General features: G+C 56.0%; 18 protein-coding genes and 1 pseudogene. 7 read left to right on the top strand and 12 right to left on the bottom strand.

Annotation, left to right across the window (positions count from 1 at the left end):
* Positions 1–20 precede the first annotated feature (20 nt).
* From murI to ACUUL3_RS03410, 5 genes are all read right to left on the bottom strand, one after another.
* On the bottom strand, positions 21–812 hold the full coding sequence (gene murI / locus ACUUL3_RS03430) for a glutamate racemase (protein ID WP_448554600.1): 792 nt from the start codon (positions 810–812) through the stop codon (positions 21–23).
* 553 nt (positions 813–1365) lie between these two features.
* Entirely contained in the window at positions 1366–1860 is a 495-nt protein-coding gene (locus tag ACUUL3_RS03425; RefSeq protein ID WP_448554599.1) for a MucR family transcriptional regulator, read from the bottom strand.
* A gap of 421 nt (positions 1861–2281) precedes the next feature.
* Positions 2282–3214 (bottom strand): diguanylate cyclase, encoded by a 933-nt coding sequence (locus ACUUL3_RS03420; protein ID WP_448554597.1) that lies wholly within the window; start codon positions 3212–3214, stop codon positions 2282–2284.
* Between the two features lie 21 nt (positions 3215–3235).
* Positions 3236–4123, bottom strand: coding sequence for an HDOD domain-containing protein (locus tag ACUUL3_RS03415; protein WP_448554595.1), 888 nt, complete (start codon positions 4121–4123; stop codon positions 3236–3238).
* Positions 4123–4431, bottom strand: a complete 309-nt coding sequence (locus tag ACUUL3_RS03410; RefSeq protein WP_448554593.1) for a hypothetical protein — start codon at positions 4429–4431, stop codon at positions 4123–4125. Before ACUUL3_RS03410 ends, ACUUL3_RS03415 begins: the two co-directional genes overlap by 1 nt.
* A gap of 245 nt (positions 4432–4676) precedes the next feature.
* On the opposite strand from ACUUL3_RS03410, the gene ACUUL3_RS03405 reads away from it, so the two are divergent.
* Positions 4677–4946, top strand: a complete 270-nt coding sequence (locus tag ACUUL3_RS03405; RefSeq protein ID WP_448554591.1) for an FmdB family zinc ribbon protein — start codon at positions 4677–4679, stop codon at positions 4944–4946.
* Between the two features lie 150 nt (positions 4947–5096).
* Here ACUUL3_RS03405 and queA read toward each other — a convergent pair whose 3' ends face one another.
* The gene (queA, locus tag ACUUL3_RS03400; protein WP_448554589.1) at positions 5097–6230 is read right to left on the bottom strand and encodes a tRNA preQ1(34) S-adenosylmethionine ribosyltransferase-isomerase QueA; all 1134 of its coding nucleotides are present in this window, start codon (positions 6228–6230) and stop codon (positions 5097–5099) included.
* Between the two features lie 47 nt (positions 6231–6277).
* On the bottom strand, positions 6278–6478 hold the full coding sequence (locus ACUUL3_RS03395; protein WP_448554587.1) for a DUF2065 domain-containing protein: 201 nt from the start codon (positions 6476–6478) through the stop codon (positions 6278–6280).
* 101 nt (positions 6479–6579) lie between these two features.
* On the opposite strand from ACUUL3_RS03395, the pseudogene ispG reads away from it, so the two are divergent.
* Positions 6580–7662, top strand: a pseudogene (ispG, locus tag ACUUL3_RS03390) (flavodoxin-dependent (E)-4-hydroxy-3-methylbut-2-enyl-diphosphate synthase); the annotation flags it as partial.
* 45 nt (positions 7663–7707) lie between these two features.
* On the opposite strand, the gene ACUUL3_RS03385 reads toward ispG, so the two are convergent.
* The 3 genes from ACUUL3_RS03385 to ACUUL3_RS03375 all read right to left on the bottom strand — a co-directional run bounded on the left by ACUUL3_RS03385 (position 7708) and on the right by ACUUL3_RS03375 (position 10111).
* Positions 7708–7968 (bottom strand): tyrosine-type recombinase/integrase, encoded by a 261-nt coding sequence (locus ACUUL3_RS03385; protein WP_448554586.1) that lies wholly within the window; start codon positions 7966–7968, stop codon positions 7708–7710.
* 483 nt (positions 7969–8451) lie between these two features.
* Complete coding sequence (locus ACUUL3_RS03380; protein WP_448554584.1) at positions 8452–9573, bottom strand: Fic family protein; 1122 nt, start codon at positions 9571–9573, stop codon at positions 8452–8454.
* Between the two features lie 88 nt (positions 9574–9661).
* Positions 9662–10111: a hypothetical protein gene (locus tag ACUUL3_RS03375; RefSeq protein WP_448554582.1), complete on the bottom strand. Its 450-nt coding sequence runs from the start codon at positions 10109–10111 to the stop codon at positions 9662–9664.
* Positions 10112–10344: 233 nt separating this feature from the next.
* Here ACUUL3_RS03375 and ACUUL3_RS03370 point away from each other — a divergent pair, with 233 nt between their 5' ends.
* Positions 10345–12069, top strand: a complete 1725-nt coding sequence (locus ACUUL3_RS03370) for a proline--tRNA ligase (protein WP_448554580.1) — start codon at positions 10345–10347, stop codon at positions 12067–12069.
* A gap of 43 nt (positions 12070–12112) precedes the next feature.
* Positions 12113–14269, top strand: coding sequence for a RelA/SpoT family protein (locus tag ACUUL3_RS03365; RefSeq protein WP_448554578.1), 2157 nt, complete (start codon positions 12113–12115; stop codon positions 14267–14269).
* Between the two features lie 82 nt (positions 14270–14351).
* Here ACUUL3_RS03365 and rpmB read toward each other — a convergent pair whose 3' ends face one another.
* On the bottom strand, positions 14352–14546 hold the full coding sequence (gene rpmB, locus ACUUL3_RS03360) for a 50S ribosomal protein L28 (RefSeq protein WP_448554576.1): 195 nt from the start codon (positions 14544–14546) through the stop codon (positions 14352–14354).
* A 438-nt stretch (positions 14547–14984) separates the two neighbouring features.
* On the opposite strand from rpmB, the gene resB reads away from it, so the two are divergent.
* The 3 genes from resB to ACUUL3_RS03345 all read left to right on the top strand — a co-directional run bounded on the left by resB (position 14985) and on the right by ACUUL3_RS03345 (position 17624).
* Positions 14985–16334: a cytochrome c biogenesis protein ResB gene (gene resB / locus ACUUL3_RS03355; protein ID WP_448554574.1), complete on the top strand. Its 1350-nt coding sequence runs from the start codon at positions 14985–14987 to the stop codon at positions 16332–16334.
* Between the two features lie 9 nt (positions 16335–16343).
* On the top strand, positions 16344–17183 hold the full coding sequence (gene ccsB / locus ACUUL3_RS03350) for a c-type cytochrome biogenesis protein CcsB (RefSeq protein WP_448554572.1): 840 nt from the start codon (positions 16344–16346) through the stop codon (positions 17181–17183).
* 132 nt (positions 17184–17315) lie between these two features.
* Positions 17316–17624, top strand: coding sequence for a cytochrome c3 family protein (locus tag ACUUL3_RS03345; RefSeq protein WP_448554570.1), 309 nt, complete (start codon positions 17316–17318; stop codon positions 17622–17624).
* 227 nt (positions 17625–17851) lie between these two features.
* On the opposite strand, the gene ACUUL3_RS03340 is transcribed toward ACUUL3_RS03345, so the two are convergent.
* Positions 17852–18091, bottom strand: a complete 240-nt coding sequence (locus ACUUL3_RS03340; protein WP_448554568.1) for a hypothetical protein — start codon at positions 18089–18091, stop codon at positions 17852–17854.
* Positions 18092–18123 lie beyond the last annotated feature (32 nt).

The raw sequence follows: 18123 nt of genomic DNA, 5'->3' as shown, positions 1-18123 counted from the left end.
GTTGCGTTCCCTAAAAATCATCACCGCTCCGAAGTGACCTTCTGCAAGGCAATGGGCCGGCCGAAAACCTTGCGGGCAATCTCGGCCGCGGCATCGGTGATGTCCGAGACATAATAGGAATTTTCCCCTGCCCGGCTGAGCTGCCCTTCGACGGCGGGATGGCTTGCCAGAAACTGGGCGAGGCTTTCCGCCACCTCCTCGGAGGAATCAATGATGGTGACCCGTTTGCCGATCCGGGGCTGGATGAGATTTTTGAGGAGCGGATAATGGGTGCAGCCCAGGACAAAGGTGTCCACCTGCTTGAGCTGAAGCGGGTGGAGGTACCTGCGCAGGATCATCTTCGTCTCCCGCTTGTTGAGCCAGCCCTCTTCCACCAACGGCACCAGCAGCGGACAGGCCTGGGAAAACACCTGATAATCGGGCTCGCGGTCGGTGATTTTTTTTTCATACACCCCGCTCTTGATGGTGGCGCGGGTGCCGATCACCCCGATGCGGCCGGAACGGCTGGCAGCCACCGCCCTGCTCACCGCCGGGCTGATCACCTCGAAGATGGGGACGGAAAACTCCTGCTGGAGAATATCGGAGGCGACGCTGGCCGCGGTATTGCAGGCGACAATGATGATCTTCGCCCCACGGGCAAGGAGAAACTCGGTGTTCTGCCGGGAATAGGAGATGATGGTTTCCGGGCTTTTCGAGCCGTAGGGAGTCCGGGCCAGATCCCCGAAATAAGCGATCCGGTATTGGGGCAAACGTTCCTCGACGGCCTTTGCCACGGTCATGCCGCCCACACCTGAATCAAAAATACCAATCATGACGGTTTCGCAAACTCCTCATAACAGTCCGTGGCAAAGCCATCCCTGGCATTTTCAACCGCCCGCCCTGGGCCGTCCACCGCCCGTTTTTTCAACGGGCTGATAACGCCAGCAGGACACGAGGGCGGCCGGCAAAGGCCTGAGGGAACAACACCGGTTCCCGGCGGAACTCGCGGGCGGCGCGTTTGCTCGGAATTTACCCCCATCCGCGTCGCCATCAAACATCTGCTTTCACAACTGAAGGCAATTTCGGGAAGTTCTTGTCCGCTGGATTACATCCTGTGATTATACACGGTGCGGGTGGGAGAAGTAAAAAATTGTCGGCAGCGTGGTCTGCCATGACGCCGACCACAAAGTTCCGCCAATATGCTGCTTATTCTCGAAAAAGTCAACATGCATGAGGCAACGGAAATTGGCGCCGCGGCCGCCACGAACAAAAAAGAGCATCCCGCGCGATTGCCGGAATGCTCTTTTTCCAGGACAAAACCCGGAGGGGAAGGGAGTGGCCCCGGCTGGTCCCGCCCTGCCCGGACGGAAACAGGCCGACCTGACCCTATTTCTTTTCGGGGGCCGCGGTCTTTTTGGCCGGTGCGGTCTTCTTGCGTTTGGCAATGGCCTTACGCAGATTCTCGGGCAGGCCACGATCCTTGCCCGCCTTTTTGCGCCGGTCGGACAGAGATTTTGCGCAAAGGGGCTGCCGCAGGGAAAATCCCCATTTCGCCCGATATTCGCGCCCGTTCAACCCGTGGGACCGCAGGTGTTTTGGCGAGAGCATCTTGAATTCCTGACCGCATTCCAGACAAACTATTTTATTTTTCTGGATCGATTTATCAGGAGTCATGCCGGCGGTAGGCACCGCGCTTACACCACCCTCACCCGCACTCGCCTGCAGTTTTGTTTCATCCGCCTGCAACGCCTGCAACGCGTTGAAGGTGGACTGCAATGCCTGGGTTATTTCCTCGGTGCTCATGCCCTTGGACGCACATTGCGACTGAACCAGATCAGCCGCCATTTCCACAAGAGATTTACTCATCTTCACGTCCTCCACACAGTGAAAATTGTAAATGAATACGTATCAACTCATTTCCTATCGCAAAAAGAACAACAAATCAAGAAATTTAACAAAAATACAAATAAAAATATTGATCATATTCCATGACATCGCTCAATCATCTTGTTACTTTTTTTCCAATATAACCATCAGGAGCACATGGCCACGTTTAAATCCAGAACAAAAATCACCCTGCTCCCGATACTGAAATATTGCACATTTTCCGCCAATTCCCCAACGCTACAGCGATGAAATGAAACGCACACCGTAAGTTAGCACACGATGCAAACAACGCAGGGGGATCTGCTCATTTTGCGCAGACGGCAAAAAAAAAGCATCTGACTCCAATGGGGAAACAGATGCTGAAAACCGCTTGCCTGCCTGTCGGCAGGCTCGGTATCGTTTACGGCAATGCGGGTTATTCCCTGTCGCGCCGATCGATCAGATAATTGCTGCCCTCGCGCTTCTTCACGCAATGCTTGAGCTGCGAGGCAACGGTGGAGACCTCACCGTAATGGCGGTACCTGCCCCGCCCGGTGATCACCACGGCAACGGAAAGGCTGAGCAATGGAAACCGCGTTTCCCGCTCCTGGCGGTCACGACCGACAAAGGCGCCCGCGGCGATATCCTCGGCGCTCAAAAACATGTTCCGAACGAGGTCGAAGTTGGCCAGGATCTTCTGGCATACCGGCTCCACGACTTCCTGCCGGACGATAAAAACAAAGTCATCGCCGCCGATGTGGCCGACAAAACTTCCCTTTCTCGCCAGTTCGTCCACCACATTGACGATGACCCTGGCAACCATCAGGATAACCTCGTCCCCCCGGGAAAAACCATAGCGATCATTGTAAGGCTTGAAATTGTCAATATCCACATAGCAGACGGCATAGCCGTCCTCTTCCGCGAGAACCCGCTGAATGGCGCGGATGATCGAGGTGTTGCCCGGCAGCCTGCTGAGGGGATTGTTGTCAAAGGCGCGGACCATGCGGGACTCGGCCAGACGGATCCGGGTAAGCAGCATCTCCGGCGAAACCGGCCCCACCACGATGTCATCCACCGCGTAAAGATCCCAGTCGAGTTCCGCGCTGAGATCCTCATTGGAAATCGCCAGGAAAATCGGGATATTGGCCTTCTGCAGACAGGACTTGACCGCCCGGATCAACTCGATGTCGCCGTTTTTTCCGGAAAAGCCCTTTTCGGCAAGGAGCAGATCCGGAGGATCCTCCAGAACCTGTGCCAGCGCAGCCTGCAGCGTTCCGCAGCTCTTGAGCTTGTACCCTCTGGCGTCGAGAAGAACCCGGCATTCCGGCGAAAGGAGGGAATCGCTGCCGGCCACAAGGAGACGGGACATGGAATACAGCCGACCGGGAGGTTACGCAGGAGAAGGGGCCACGGAAACGTTCCCCTCCAGGCCTGCTTGGATTTCGAGACTGAAGCCCTTGACATCCCAGAGTTTCTCCTCGACCTCTTCGAGCACCAGATCAAGGTCGGTGGGGGTGAGTTCCAGCATACGCCAGGCCCGGTTGCTGAGGGGCGGCACCCAGATATCGCCGGCGTGGCCGTAGCCCATGCCCCGGATCATGACATTGCCGAAATGGACAATGGCGGAAGCCAGCTGTTCGTCCTTGGCCAGGCGCGGATCATGATGGGTCGCGATGGGCTCCACCAGCTTATTGGGCAGATTCCAGCTCCTGGCCAGCCAGCCGCCCACCTCGGCATGATCGAGCCCCAGTACTTCACGCTCCGCTTCAAGCCGGGAGATCTTTTTGCTCTGCACCATCTCGGTGATCAGCTCATACTCCCTGGGCAGCTCCATCTTGATGGCAACCTTGCCGATATCATGAATAAGACCCGCGGTGCTCACCTCTTCCGGATCCTTGACCCCCAGCCGTTTAGCCAGGACGCTACACACCACCGCGGACCCGAGGGAATGCTCCCACAGCTCGATGTCCTGCGATTCCATCACCTCGAAGATGGAGGCGCTGATGATCAAGCTCTTGATAACATTGAAGCCAAGGAGAATGATGGCGCTGTTCAGCGAGCTGATCCGCTGCGGAAACCCGCAAAAGGCGGAATTCACCAGTTTGAGGAGCTTGGCGGCAAGGATGTGATCCTTACTGATCACCTTGCCCATCTGTTCGGTGGTGGTGTCGGGATCCTCGGCCATCTTGGTCAGCTTGAGAACGATCCCGGGCAGGGTCGGCAGGTTTTTGATCTCACGCAGCGCCTTCCTGAATTCGGCGCGTTTATCTTCATTCATCACGAACTCCGCGAGGCGACAAGCCGTTCTTTGAGCCTTTTTTTCAGATACATCAACGGCGCTATCTTCTCCACCCGGGAAAAACGCAGATCGATATCCCTGAGCTGCTCCGGCAGTGGTTTTTCGCCCTCCACCTTCACCGGATTGCCCTCCACCGTCACGTTCATGATCTCCATCCGGATCAAACGTTCGACCAGAGCTTCGGTCAGCTCGGTCCCCTTGCCGCAGAGAACACGGCCTTCCGGGGTCAGAACATCCTTGGCAAGAGTCATCCCAGGTCCGGCCTGGGCGGTCAATATCTGTTGCACAACGCCCCCCCATGACAACGGCCGGGCGGCGATGAAAAAAGCCACCCGACAGACACATCAACAAAGAACCATACGATACATTGACAGATCAATGATACATTATTAAATTAAACAGCATTTCAGAGATCCGCCATAAAAATTACAGAAAGTTGCGTCAGGAGGCCGGCACGGCAACCGAAAAACGCGACGGTTTGTTTTCCCTTTATTCTCACCCAAGCACCGGGCTTACGACGGAGGAACCTTAAATGCCTATTTATGAATACCAGTGCGAATCCTGCAAGGAAGTGATCGAGGCCATGCAGGGCCTTGCCGACAAACCCCTCACCACCTGTCCCGCCTGCACCGGCACCCTGAAAAAACTCATCTCCATGAGCTCTTTCCAGCTCAAGGGCGGCGGCTGGTACGCGGACGGCTACAGCAGCGGCGGCGGTGCAAAGGGCTGCGCCGCCGCCGGCTCGGATTCCGCCCCCTCCTGCGGCGCCAAAGACGGCGCCGCCTGCGGTGGCTGCTGCTAAGGATTCATGGCCATTATGGCGGAAAGTGGCGCGGGAAATCCATGTTCCCGCGCCACTGTGTTTGACACAGAAGTGTGTCGTCAATTTCGAGCACTGGACCGGGATTGAAATTACCAGTAAGCGGGAAACGCGCCGTCCCGCTCCCGTAAATCAGGAAGCTCCGGGAATGGCCTTCTCAACATCCCCTTGATGCCTGGTGATGATCGCCATGGCATCGCCATAGCTGTAAAAACGATACCCCTTCCGCACCGCCTCCCCGTATACCGACAGAATCCGCTCCCTGCCGGCCAGGGCACTGACCAAAAAGAGCAGCGACGACTGGGGCAGATGGAAGTTGGTGATCAGATTGTCCACCACCCGAAAGCGATAGCCCGGATAGATGTAAAAATCGCAGAAGCCGCTTTTGGGCGCGATCCGGCCTGTTGCCTCCGCAGCAAACTCAAGGGCTCGCACCGAAGTGGTGCCCACAGCCCAGATTCTCCCTCCCGCCTGTTTTGTCTCATTGACCAGTTCCGCCGTCTGCTCCGAGACCAACAGGTATTCGGCATGGATTGCGTGTTCCCGGATATCCTCAACCCGCACCGGGGAAAAGGTGCCGTATCCCACGTGCAGGGTGACGCTGGCGATCCTGACGCCCAGGCTCTCAATTCTGGCCAGCAGCTCGGGGGTGAAATGGAGCCCGGCCGTGGGCGCGGCCACGGCCCCCGGGGTTTGCGCGTAGACAGTCTGATAACGGCTGCGATCCTCGGCGGTCTGCCCCTCCTCCCTGCGAATATAGGGCGGTAGAGGCAACTGCCCCTGTTCCTCCAGGAGCCGGGCAAGATCTCCGCGATGGCAAAGCGCCGCCCGGACCTTGCCGTCCGGCAGAAGGGTAAGGATCCTGACCTTGAGGTTCTCGGAGAAAAAAAGCATGCTGCCGGGCCGGGGACGCTTGGAGCTTTTCACCAGCCCCACCACCACGACCTCCCGCCAATCATCCGCCGGCAGACCGGCAACACTCTCGGGTGCAGGATATTCGAGGATCAAAAGCTCGACCCTGCCACCGCTCTCCTTCCTGCCGAGGAGCCGGGCCGGAAAAACCCTGGTGTTGTTCACCACCAGGAGGTCGCCCGGGGCAAGATATTCGCAGAGGTCGCCGAACTGCCGGTCCAGACAAAGGTCGGCGGGACAGTCGATCACCAGCAGCCGGGAACGGTCACGACGGCTTGCCGGCTCCTGGGCGATATTCGCCTCCGGAAGTTCATAATCATAGGAAGCGAGCAAAAAATCGGCGTCAATGGTCATAAATTATCTGTGGATTGCCAAAAAGAGGAAAACGAAACCCCCGCCCCTCAAGGGATAAATCCGGTCCGCTGGGTCAGGTAACAGAGCAGAAGGCCGATGCCCAGGGCCAGCAATCCGGCGCCCCGCAAGACGCCTGGCTCCATACGGCTGAGCTGGGCGAGCCACCTCTGCATGGCCTCGGGAAAAAGGACATAGGGAATCGCTTCCAGGATAAAGACCAGTCCCAGGACGGTGAGAAAGAGTTTCATGGCCGCATCCTACCAGCTGGCCCCCCTGTTTTCAACAGCGGAACGCATACGCTTCCTGGGAAAAAGAAGGATGCAAGAAGAACCGCAAAAGTGTATACTCCCAGGCCATGATACACCGTAAAAAAACACGCCAAATCAAGGTAGGCTCCGTGCCGGTGGGCGGCAACGCGCCCATCGCCGTCCAATCCATGACCAATACCGACACCCGGGACGAAGCCGCCACCGTGGCCCAAATCCACCGTCTGGAAGATGCAGGCTGCGAGATCATCCGGGTGGCGGTACTGGATCTGGAGGCGGCTCACGCCATCAGCCGGATTCGGGAACAGATCAGAATCCCCCTCATCGCCGACATCCACTTCGACGCCCGCCTGGCCATCGCCAGCATGGAAAACGGCGCCCAGGGCATCCGCATCAACCCCGGCAACATCGGCGGCACGGAAAAGCTGGCCCGGGTGGTGGCGGCGGCCAAACAGCACCGGGTGCCCATCCGGGTCGGGGTGAACTCCGGGTCGGTGGAAAAGGATATCCTGAAAAAACATGGGCATCCGACCCCGGACGCCCTGGTGGAAAGCGCCCTCCGCAACGTCCGGCTCCTGGAGGCGCTTGATTTTCACGAGATCAAGATTTCTCTCAAGTCCTCGGACGCCATGACCACGGTGGAATCCTACCGCAGGCTTTCCGCCCGTTGCGACTACCCGCTGCATCTCGGCGTCACCGAGGCGGGCGGCCTCATCGCCGGCACGGTGAAATCAAGCGTCGCCCTGGGGCTTCTGCTCTCGAAAGGCATCGGCGACACCTTCCGCATCTCGCTGACCCGTGATCCGGTTGAGGAGATCCGGGTGGGTTACGAACTCCTGCGCAGCCTGCACATCCGCGAACGCGGGCCCGAGCTGATCTCCTGTCCCACCTGCGGCCGCTGCCAGGTGAACCTCTTCAGCCTGGCCGAGCAGGTGGAGCAGCATATCCAGAAGATCGAAACCCCGCTCAAGATCGCGGTCATGGGCTGCGTGGTCAACGGCCCGGGCGAGGCCAAGGAGGCGGACCTTGGGGTGGCCGGCGGCCACGGGGTCGGCATCATCTTCAAGAAGGGCAAACTTTACAAAAAGGTCGAGGAAGACAAGCTGCTCTCGGTCTTCCTCGACGAAATCGACCAGATGGCCAAGGAGGCGGGCAACCGCCGCTGATCCTGCGCCAGCCCGCAAACCATGCCACCCCACCCTTGCCCATCCTCACAGGCCAAGCGGGCTCCGGGCCTCCCTGATGGTGACGCTTTTGACGGTGTGGGTGCAGATCATGGTGGTGCGCAGGTCACTGAGCCCCAGCAGTTCCTGAATCGTCCCGATATCAAAATTCGCCAGAAGCAGATGACTGGCAAAACTGTGCCGGAAGGTATGGGCCGAGGCCCGCTTGCAGAGGCCGTCCTGCCGACCCCCGCCTGAACGATTCGTGGAGATGATACCGCCTAAACTCTTCCCTGACTTCGGGCACACGGGTCTGATTCTTTGCCAAAAACAGCCATTACCGGACAAACTCTTTGGCTACGTTGGGGTGCTTCGGCGACCAGTGCAAAAACCATACGGCTAAAGAACGTATAATCGGGCAAGGGCGGGTTTACCCCCGCCCGCCCCTCACACCACCCGGCATACGGGGACGCACTTAAATCATTGACTAACTCGCACCGTCATGACCACATGAAGGTCCGGAGCTCGAACCCAGACAAGTCAACGTGTCAAGTACGTCCCCATGTCACCCCCTTCAGACACCCCCTCGCGAGGATGCCCTTGCCTTCGGCAAGTACTTTTGACAACTGTTAATATCAGCATCACGGTTCACGGACAAAGGACTTTCTCCCCATAAGATCACGGCCCATGCCAGGCGTACACAATCGGGTCAATCTGACCGTGTGAATGTTGGCGGCGCTGACGCGGCAAGTGAAGGTGGCGCGGTCAGTTTACCCGTGGTATTGGACTGAATTAACCTAGCACTCTGAAGTTAAGAGAATATTTGTTGTTTTCATCAACAAGCAAAAGTTTTTCAGAAACCAACTTCTTCAAATCACGCCTTGCCGTCTGTGTTGTTATTTTACTATACAAAATTGAAAACGGTCTGTTCTCAATTAGTTCCTTTATGCTAAAATTTACTGGATTGTCCAAGAGTAAAGACAACAGCTCAAATTGCCTATCCGTAAGGATCTTCTTTTGTTTCTGAAATCTATAAAAATCTCTAAGAGAAAACTTTCTTATGAAATAAACAATAGTCGCCTTTATCCTTGCCAAGCTATCAACAGCTGCCTCTAGGCAAAACTTTAAAAAGGGCGTGGTATCACGTTGCAATTTGATCCCTTTTGAAAATGAATTATAATATTCGTCCACATTCCTGTAATAATAATTAGAGAGCTCACGAGGCACATATTTTATATTTGAAGACTGAAGAAGAATAGCCTCAATCAATCTCGCCGTTCTCCCATTTCCATCCCAGAAAGGATGAATAACACAAAAATAGTAATGAGAAAGTGCAGCACGGATAAAAGGGTTAAGCTGCAAAATTTCTTCACTGTTCATCCACCCTACGAACTCCCTCATCAAGTTTTGTATATCTTCAACAATCTTTGGAGGAGTGTACACTCCTCCGTGGGCCTTATCACCAACATGCACAAGACCATTTCTATATTTACCAGGCACATTGTTTTCATCTGGCACGTCGCTGGTAATAATTTTATGAAGCTCACAGATCAATTCTTCAGTTAATAGAAAAGGTTCGGCCATCGGCTCAATACCGGAAAGGAGATTGTAAGCTTTTATAAGATTTTTGATTTCTTGCTGGTCTTTTTTTGTATAAATTTCAACAGGTTCCCCTCTGGCAATTTTTTTCACATCATCACCTGTTATTGGGTTGCCCTCAATGGCGGCTGTGCCAGCGATCGAACTATACATTATGTCTGGCTGAATTTGTGATGCCAGCTCTGGAAGAATGGGCAGATCTACAATAGTTTCATTGAGCACCGTGGCCCGCACCAAGAGTCTATCGATTTGCGAAGCATCATAATTTTCGCTAAAATAAAATTTCCCTGACTTGAATGTTAAAAAATCTCTCATGGGATTCACCTTAAATGTAATCAAAAATGTAACTTTAAAAGTATTTAAAAACAGAAAGTTACCAGTGATAGTCAAGAAAAAATGTCACTCATAATTTACACAAAATAAACACAAAACAAAAGATGAAAAATCCCAACCGGCTTAACCTGACCGCGAGAAGCGCCGCGTTGTTTCCTGCCACGATCTCGGCGCGGTCAGGTTCACCGTGGCATTGAGCGTCATTGAGTACGCACCACGAGAACCACCCACAAAGGAGTTTGCAATGGTTGATGTTGTTATCGTTATCGGCACCAGGATCGATTGGTCGGGCCATCGCACTGCGGGTGAGCGCAGGCAAGCATGTCTTCCAGTAGCTTAGGCCGCTGGGGATATTCGCTGCGGCAAAATTTCGAAACAACAGTGCGTCAGGTGTTGATTTTCCGCCCCCCCCTTGGACCACCTGGGAGTCGAACGCCTTCATGACAGCGGCCTGTTTCTGGCTCGGCTCAGCAAGGACTCTTTCCGGAATTTTTTTTTTTGCTTCTTCCAGACCAGACATGAATGGAGGCTGTGCATTTCGTCCACCCCTCCCTTGGCGCTCAACCGTGGGCTTACCATCGACTCTGGCTGGCCCTCTGCTTGCCGGCGTCGCCCCTCCCCGCAGAATCCTCCTGGAAAAAGGTGGATGCGGGAAGCAGTCCGAACGTGTATATTTACTCTTCGTATTCCCATGGAAAATATGTGGCCGATCATATCCGCCGCTGACCCGTAAATTTCATACCCAGGTGCCCCATGCGTTTTTCCCAGCTTCTCATTCCCACTCTCAAGGAAACCCCTTCCGAGGCGGAGGTCGTCAGTCACCAACTCCTGCTCCGCGCCGGCTTTATCCGCAAGCTCACCTCGGGGGTTTACTCCTACCTGCCCCTGGGCCTGGCTGCCATCCGCAAGGTGGAAAAGATAGTGCGGGAGGAGATGCAGCGGGCCGGCGCCCAGGAACTTCTTCTACCCATGGTTCAGCCCGGCGACCTCTGGAAGGAATCGGGCCGCTGGGATAAGTATGGCCCGGAGCTGCTGCGCTTCACCGACCGACATGCCCGCGAATCCTGCCTCGGCCCCACCCATGAGGAGGTGATCACGGATCTTGTCCGCCTCAACGTCCACTCCTACCGGGATCTGCCTTTGAACCTCTACCAGATCCAGACCAAATTCCGCGACGAGATCAGACCGCGCTTCGGCCTGATGCGCGGCCGCGAGTTCATCATGAAGGACGGCTACAGCTTCGACGCCACGGAAGAAGGCGCCGACGAAACCTACCGGAAGATGCACGAAGCCTATCACCGGATCTTTGCCCGCTGCGGTCTGGCCTTCCGCGCCGTGGAAGCGGACACCGGCACCATCGGCGGCAGCTTCTCCCATGAGTTCATGGTGTTGGCCGCCACCGGCGAAGACACCATTGTCATCTGCAAGGAGTGCTCCTATGCGGCCAACATGGAAAAGGCCCGCTGCCAGGAACCGCCGCCCGTGACGCCGCCCGAACTTCTTCCCCTCGCCAGGGTGGAAACCCCTGGCAAACGCAAGGTGGAGGCGGTGACGGAGTTCCTGAAGATCGCCGCGAAAAATCTGGTAAAGACCCTGATCTATATGGCGGACGACAAGCCGGTGGCCGTGCTGCTCCGCGGTGACCACGAGGTGCAGAACGTCAAGCTCGCCAACGCCCTGGGGGTGAACACCGACAACCTCCGCCTTGCCGACGACAAGGAGGTTTTCGACGCCACCGGCGTACCCAGCGGCTATCTCGGCCCCATGGGCCTCACCATCCCGGTGCTGGCGGACAGCGAGGTGTCCCGGATGCATAACTTCGCCGTCGGCGCCAACGAAAAAAACTTCCACTACCTCAATGCCAACCTCGGCCGCGATTTTGAGGTGAAAACCATCACCGATCTGCGCATGGTCACAAGCACGGACCGCTGCCCCGCCTGCGGCGGCAACCTGGAACTGACCCGCGGCATCGAGGTGGGACACATCTTCAAACTGGGTACCAAATACAGCGAGGCACTCAAGGCAACCTTCCTGGACAACCAGGGTACGGAGCAGGTTTTCATCATGGGCTGCTACGGCATCGGCGTCAGCCGCAGCGTTGCCGCGGCCATTGAACAAAACCACGACAAGGACGGCATCATCTTCCCGGTGCCCATCGCCCCCTTCCAGGTGATCCTCCTCAACCTTTCCCCCAAGGACGAAACAATCAGCACGGCCAGCAACGAGCTGTATGCGGATCTGCAGAAGGCCGGCATCGAGGTATTGCTGGACGATCGGGACGAACGGCCGGGCAGCAAGTTCAAGGACGCCGACCTCATCGGCATTCCCTACCGGGTCATGGTGGGCAAGAGCTTCAGCGAAAAGGGGTTGGTGGAGATCAGGAACCGGGCCACGGGCGAGACCATGAGCCTCCCCCTTGCCGAAGCCGGCCCGCAACTGGTTGCCAGGATCTCCTCGGCCCTTGCCATCTCGGCATAACCCCCAGCCCGCGCCGATGAACCTTCTCGCCTGACCAGCAACCATGGTTTCCATAGAATCGATCCTCAGCAATGCCAAGGGCTATATGCCCGAGGAAGACCTGGCCCCGCTCAAGGAGGCATACGCCTTCGCGGAACAGTTTTACTCGGGCAAACACCGCCTCTCGGGCCGCCCCTACCTTTACCATGCCCTCATGGTCACCGACATCCTGGCCACCATGCGCCTTGATGTTTCCACCCTTTGCGCGGGCCTTCTGCACGGTGTGCTCAAAAAGGCGGACAATGTCAAGGATGCCGAAAAACTGGTTCGCGACAGATTCGGGGACGACATCACCAATATCGTCAAGGGCGCGACCAAGATCACCGATGTGCAGTTCAACAGCAAGCTGGCCTACCAGGCGGAAAACATCAGAAAGATGCTCCTGGCCATGTCCGCCGACATCCGGGTTCTTCTGGTCAGACTGGCGGACAGATTGCACGACATGCAGTCGCTGCGTTACGTTTCCCGGGGCAAGCAACTCGAGTTTGCCCGGGAAACCATGGACCTCTACGCGCCCCTGGCCAGCCGCCTCGGCATCGACTGGCTCAAGCGCGAGCTGGAAGATCTCTCCTTCGCCCACCTGCATCCTGAGGAGTACGAAGATCTTGCCAACAAGATCCGCACCTCCCTTGCCGACAGGGAGACTTACGTGGAAGAGGTCAAGGCCCTGCTCAGCCAGAAGCTCGCCGAGCACGGCCTGCGGAGTTTCCGGGTGTTGGGCCGCCCCAAGCATCTTTACAGCATCTACAAGAAATTGATCATCCAGAATATCCCCCTGGAAAAGGTATACGACAAGGTCGCCTTCCGGATCATCGTCCATACGGTAAAGGAATGCTACGAGGCGCTTGGCATCATCCACTCCCTCTGGCCGCCGGTGGATGGCCGCTTCAAGGATTTCATCAGCACCCCCAAGGGAAACATGTATCAATCCCTGCACACCTCGGTGGTCGGCCCGCGCGGCGAATTCATGGAGGTGCAGATCCGCACCGAAGAAATGGACCGCATTGCCCAGGAAGGCATTGCCGCCCATTGGGCATACAAGGAAGGCAAGGCCATCACCAGCAAGGATGCGCGCCTCTTCAAATGGCTCAAACAGCTGGTCCACGCCCTGCAGGAGCTTGAGGATCCCAAGGAATTTCTCGATGCGGTGAAAGGCGAGCTTTATGAGGCGGAGATCTTTGTCCTGACCCCGAACGGCGAGGTCAAGGAATTCCCGCGGGGCAGCACTCCCATCGATTTCGCCTACAGCATCCACACCGAAGTCGGCAACCATTGCACCGGAGCCAAGATCAACGGCCACATCGCCCAGCTGAAGACGGTTTTAAAAAACGGCGATCTGGTGGAGATCATCACTTCACCCAAGCAAAAGCCGAACCGTTCCTGGCTCGGCATTGCGAAAACAGCGCGGGCCAAGAGCCGGATCCGGCAGTGGCTCAATCAGGAGGAGCGGGAAAAGGCGCTGCAGATCGGTCGGGAACTCTGCGAGCGGGAGCTGCGCCGGCATGACCTCAGCCTGAAAAAGATGATCAAAACCGGCCACCTCAAGGAACTGCTCAAATCCTTCGCATGCAACTCCCTGGATGAGCTGATGCGCAAGGTCGGCACCGGCAAGCTCCCGGCCCATACCATTATAAAGGCCCTGCAGCCCGAAGAGATCAGGGAAGGGCTGCCGGAGGAGACGGTACCCGAGGTGGCTGCACCCAAGGCGCGACGGAGAACGGACAAGGGCAATATCATCGTGGTGGACGGCGCCGACGACGTGCTCACCAAGATCAGCCACTGCTGCATGCCGGTCCCCGGCGACGAAATCGTCGGCTTCATCACGGCCGGTCACGGCATCTCGGTGCACAAGGCCAGCTGCCCGAATCTGCAAAACGCCGACCAGCAACGCCTCATCGCCGTCAACTGGGCCGAGGGCGTCAGGGCAACCCACCGGGCCCAGATCCAGATTATCGCCCATGACCAAAAGGGCCTGCTCGCAAGCCTCAGCAACACCATCAGCACCGACGACGCCAACATTCTCAACCTGGAGGCAACCACTTCATGCGGCGGCCTGGCCAGGATCAGCATCATCATTGAAATCAACAGCCGGGAGCACCTCCTCAAGCTGCTGCAGCATGTGCAGCAGCTTGAGGGCGTCATGGAGGCAAAACGGCTCTGAGCATCACCGCGCCCCAGGCAAAAGAGCAAAAAAAAAACGGCTCCAAATGGAGCCGTTTTTTTATCGCGATGCGAAAACGCTCTTACGCGGTTTTCACCACGGCGCCGGAACGAATGCAGCGGGTACAGGCGCGAATGTAGCGGGCATTGCCGCCGGAGGTGGCCATTCTCACCCGCTGCAGATTGGGGAGCCAGCGCCTTTTATTCTTGTTATTGGCGTGGCTCACGTTGTTGCCGGTGACCGGACCTTTACCGCAGATATCACATTTCTTTGACATGACTAGACTCCTTTATGGAACGTCGCAATCAGCGACCATCAACAAATCGCACCCTAGAAACTCAATCACCAGCGCTTTTATCCCCTACCAGGGAAGGGGAATTTATACATCGTCTCCCTGGGCTTGGCAAGCATTTTGTTCTCTATTTTTATCCGCTGCAAAGGGAATCCACCAACCGCGAAGAAAAAAAAGAACATTTTCCCCAGCCCAGTGTCTCAATAGCAATACGAACGCGACCCAGAGCGTCGACAGAAGGAACCCTTTGCCGGCGAACCGGTAAGCCGCCATGGGAAAAACCCATAACACAGGAAAAAAGCACAAGAATATTGCGGTGTTTTCTGTTGACAGCACCTTGGAAACAAGAGTAGACAATACAGAGATCTACCCAACACCGGGCGAATATTCACCGACTTATATCTTCCATCAAAAAAGGGGCATATGAAGAAAACAGAAAATATGGTCTGGCGTTTTTTCGCGTCAGTCAAGCTTGCGCTCGTCACCCTGCTGATCCTTGCCTCAACCTCCATCATCGGCACCCTCATCCCGCAGAAAAACCCGCCGGAATTTTATATCCAGAATTTCGGCGCCAAGACGGCACAGTTTTTTCAACTGCTCGATGTGCCGGACATGTATAACTCCTGGTGGTTCATCGCCCTTCTCCTCCTGTTCAGCATCAACCTCATCGTCTGCACCATCGACCGCCTTCCCAATGTCTGGCAGATGGTGGTGATGGACAACCTGAACACCCCCATCGACCGCCTGGAAAAAATGCCGAACCGGCGTGTTTTTCTGGCCAACAACCCCCAGGATGGCGTGGTGAGAACAATAACCGCCCAACTCAAGGAGGGCGGCTGGGCTTGCCAGATGGAGGAAAAAGAGTCCGGAATTCTCCTCTTTTCCCAGAAGGGGGCCTGGAGCAGGTTGGGGGTCTACGCCGTGCATCTCAGCATACTTTTCATCTTCGCCGGCGCCATCATCGGCTCGGCGGGCGGCTTCAAGGGAAGTGTCATGATCCCCGAAGGGGCAGCCATCGATACCGTCTATGCCTTTGGCAGCGAGAAACCGATCCCCTTGGGCTTTACCGTAACCTGCGATCAGTTCAGCGTTTCCTATTACGATGATGGCCAGACCCCCAAGGAATACCGTTCGGTGCTTACGGTGAAAGACGCGGCCGCGAACAAGACCATAACCCGCCCCATCATCGTCAATGATCCTCTCGACTACAAGGGGATCACTTTTTATCAATCAAGCTACCAGCCCATGCAGGGTTTCGGCGTGACCATCACGAACAAGACCAGCAAGGCCAGCCAATCCTTCCAGATTCCCTTCGCGCAAAAGATCTCCTGGCCAGGAACCGCCATCGAGTTCGGCCTCATCAACCAGCAACCGCGAAGCCGCATGGGCGATGTGAGTCAGGTGAAATTCTGGTTTTCCGACGGCCAGGGCGAACCAAGCGTCTTCTGGATGGCCGACAAGGCAACCCAAAGCATCTCCCGGCAGGATGACGAGTACGAAATCTCCGTGCGCCAACTCTATGCCACCGGGCTCCAGGTCGCCAAGGATCCCGGGGTCTGGGTTGTTTACTTTGGCTGCACCCTCATGCTCGTCGGCCTCTACGTTGCGTTCTTCCTTTCCCACAGACGGGTTTGGGTATATATTGGACAGGAAGCCGACAAAACGAGAGTTCTGCTCTGCGGGGCAAGCAGCAAGAACAAACTCGGCTTTGACAAGGATTTTGCAGCGCTTACCGAGCGCTTTGAAAAAATCGAAGACTTTCAAAACGCTTGAGGATCAGCCATGAACAGCTCACAACTTTTGGGAATCACTACACTTGCCTACCTTTTCTCCGCGGTCCTCTATATCGCCACCTTCGTTTTCCGGACAAAGAAGATGGGGATCTTCGCCACCCTGGTCACGGCGGGCGCCTTCCTCGTGAACACCGCCGGCATCGGCATGCGCTGGTATGAATCCCACCAGATGGGGATCGGCTATGCGCCACTCTCCAACATGTACGAATCGCTGGTCTTTTTCGCCTGGTCCATCGGCATTCTCTACCTCGGCATCGAATTGAAGTACAAAAACAAAGTGCTGGGCGTTTTCGCGATGCCGTTTGCCGCCATGGCCATGGGGCTTGCCGGACTAAAAAACCCGGACATCAAGCCCCTTATCCCGGCCCTGCAGAGCAACTGGCTCATCGCTCATGTCATCACCTGCTTCATCGGCTACGCCGCCTTTGCAGTGGCCTCCGGATTTGCGGTCATGTACCTGCTGAAAGACTGGCGAGAGCAGTCCGGTTCAGGCGGAACGCTGATCGCAAGCCTTCCGGACCTGAAGATGATTGACGACATCATTCACAAGACCCTGGTCTTCGGATTCCTCTGGCTTTCCGCCGGCATCATAACCGGCGCGGTCTGGGCCAACTCCGCCTGGGGAACCTACTGGAGCTGGGATCCCAAGGAAACCTGGTCGCTCATCACCTGGTTTGTCTATGCCGCCGCCCTTCATGCCCGCTTCACCAGGGGCTGGGGCGGCAAACGCATTGCCTGGTTCGCCATTTTCGGATTCATCTCGGTGATGTTTACCTACTACGGCGTCAACTACCTCCTCGCCGGGTTGCACAGCTACGGCGGCAGCTGATGGGAAAACTTCCGGCAAAAGGAATTCTTCCTGCTTGACAACGCGATATCCGTGGGTATATAAAACGACATTTGCAACTGAATATGGATTCATAATGATCCACATTAAAAACCAATATTTAGGAGAAGGACGATGAAAAAGACCATTATCTGCTCCACCGCTTTCGCTCTTGTGTTTGGACTTGCTGTAGTTGGCAGCTCCTTTGCCGAGGACAAGGGTCCTGCCGAGATCACCCTGCAGACCGAAGCAGCCAAGAAACCCTCCGTTTTCCCGCACGCCAAGCATCAGGGCAACATGGAATGTGATGTCTGCCACAAGAGCGCTGACTTCCCGGCCGACAAGAAGTGGGACATGAAGAAAGGGCATGCGCTGTGCCAGGGCTGCCACAAGGCCAAAAACCAGGGCCCGACCAAATGTGACGGTTGCCATGTGAAGAAATAATTTCCAGAGGGAAATATTTCGCAATAAAAAAAGGCTGCTCAAACGAGCAGCCTTTTTTTATTGCAGTTCCATCCCCTGCAACCAAGAATCAATGGCCGGAATCAATTCTTTCCCAGCCGCTCACTCTTGACTGCAGGAACCCACTCAACCGTGCAACACATCATCGTAATTCACCTCATCTCTTTGACATGGGGACATGGGACATTACGGGACACGCACATTCATCATTACAGTGCTTCCGGCTCTGCTCCCTTGGCTTGCTTTGCAAGAGATGCGATGCCGAAAAGCGTAGCGATGGCGGAAAAAGGCCCCAGGAGCAAAAAAAGCGCAAAGGTTGAAACACCCCAGCAAAACTCGGCAACCTGCTTCGCCGAGACTCTCGCCCCACTCTTTTCATATATGGTTGCTTCACCAAGAGGAAGGCCACTCACCGTAATTTTGTCCAGCAGATGTGTACGGGTGCTCATGTCGATTCTCCTTACGGTTTAAGGTTACGCCA

The organism is Thiovibrio sp. JS02, assembly GCF_053485635.1.
This window is presented reverse-complemented; position numbering and strand designations above follow the sequence as displayed.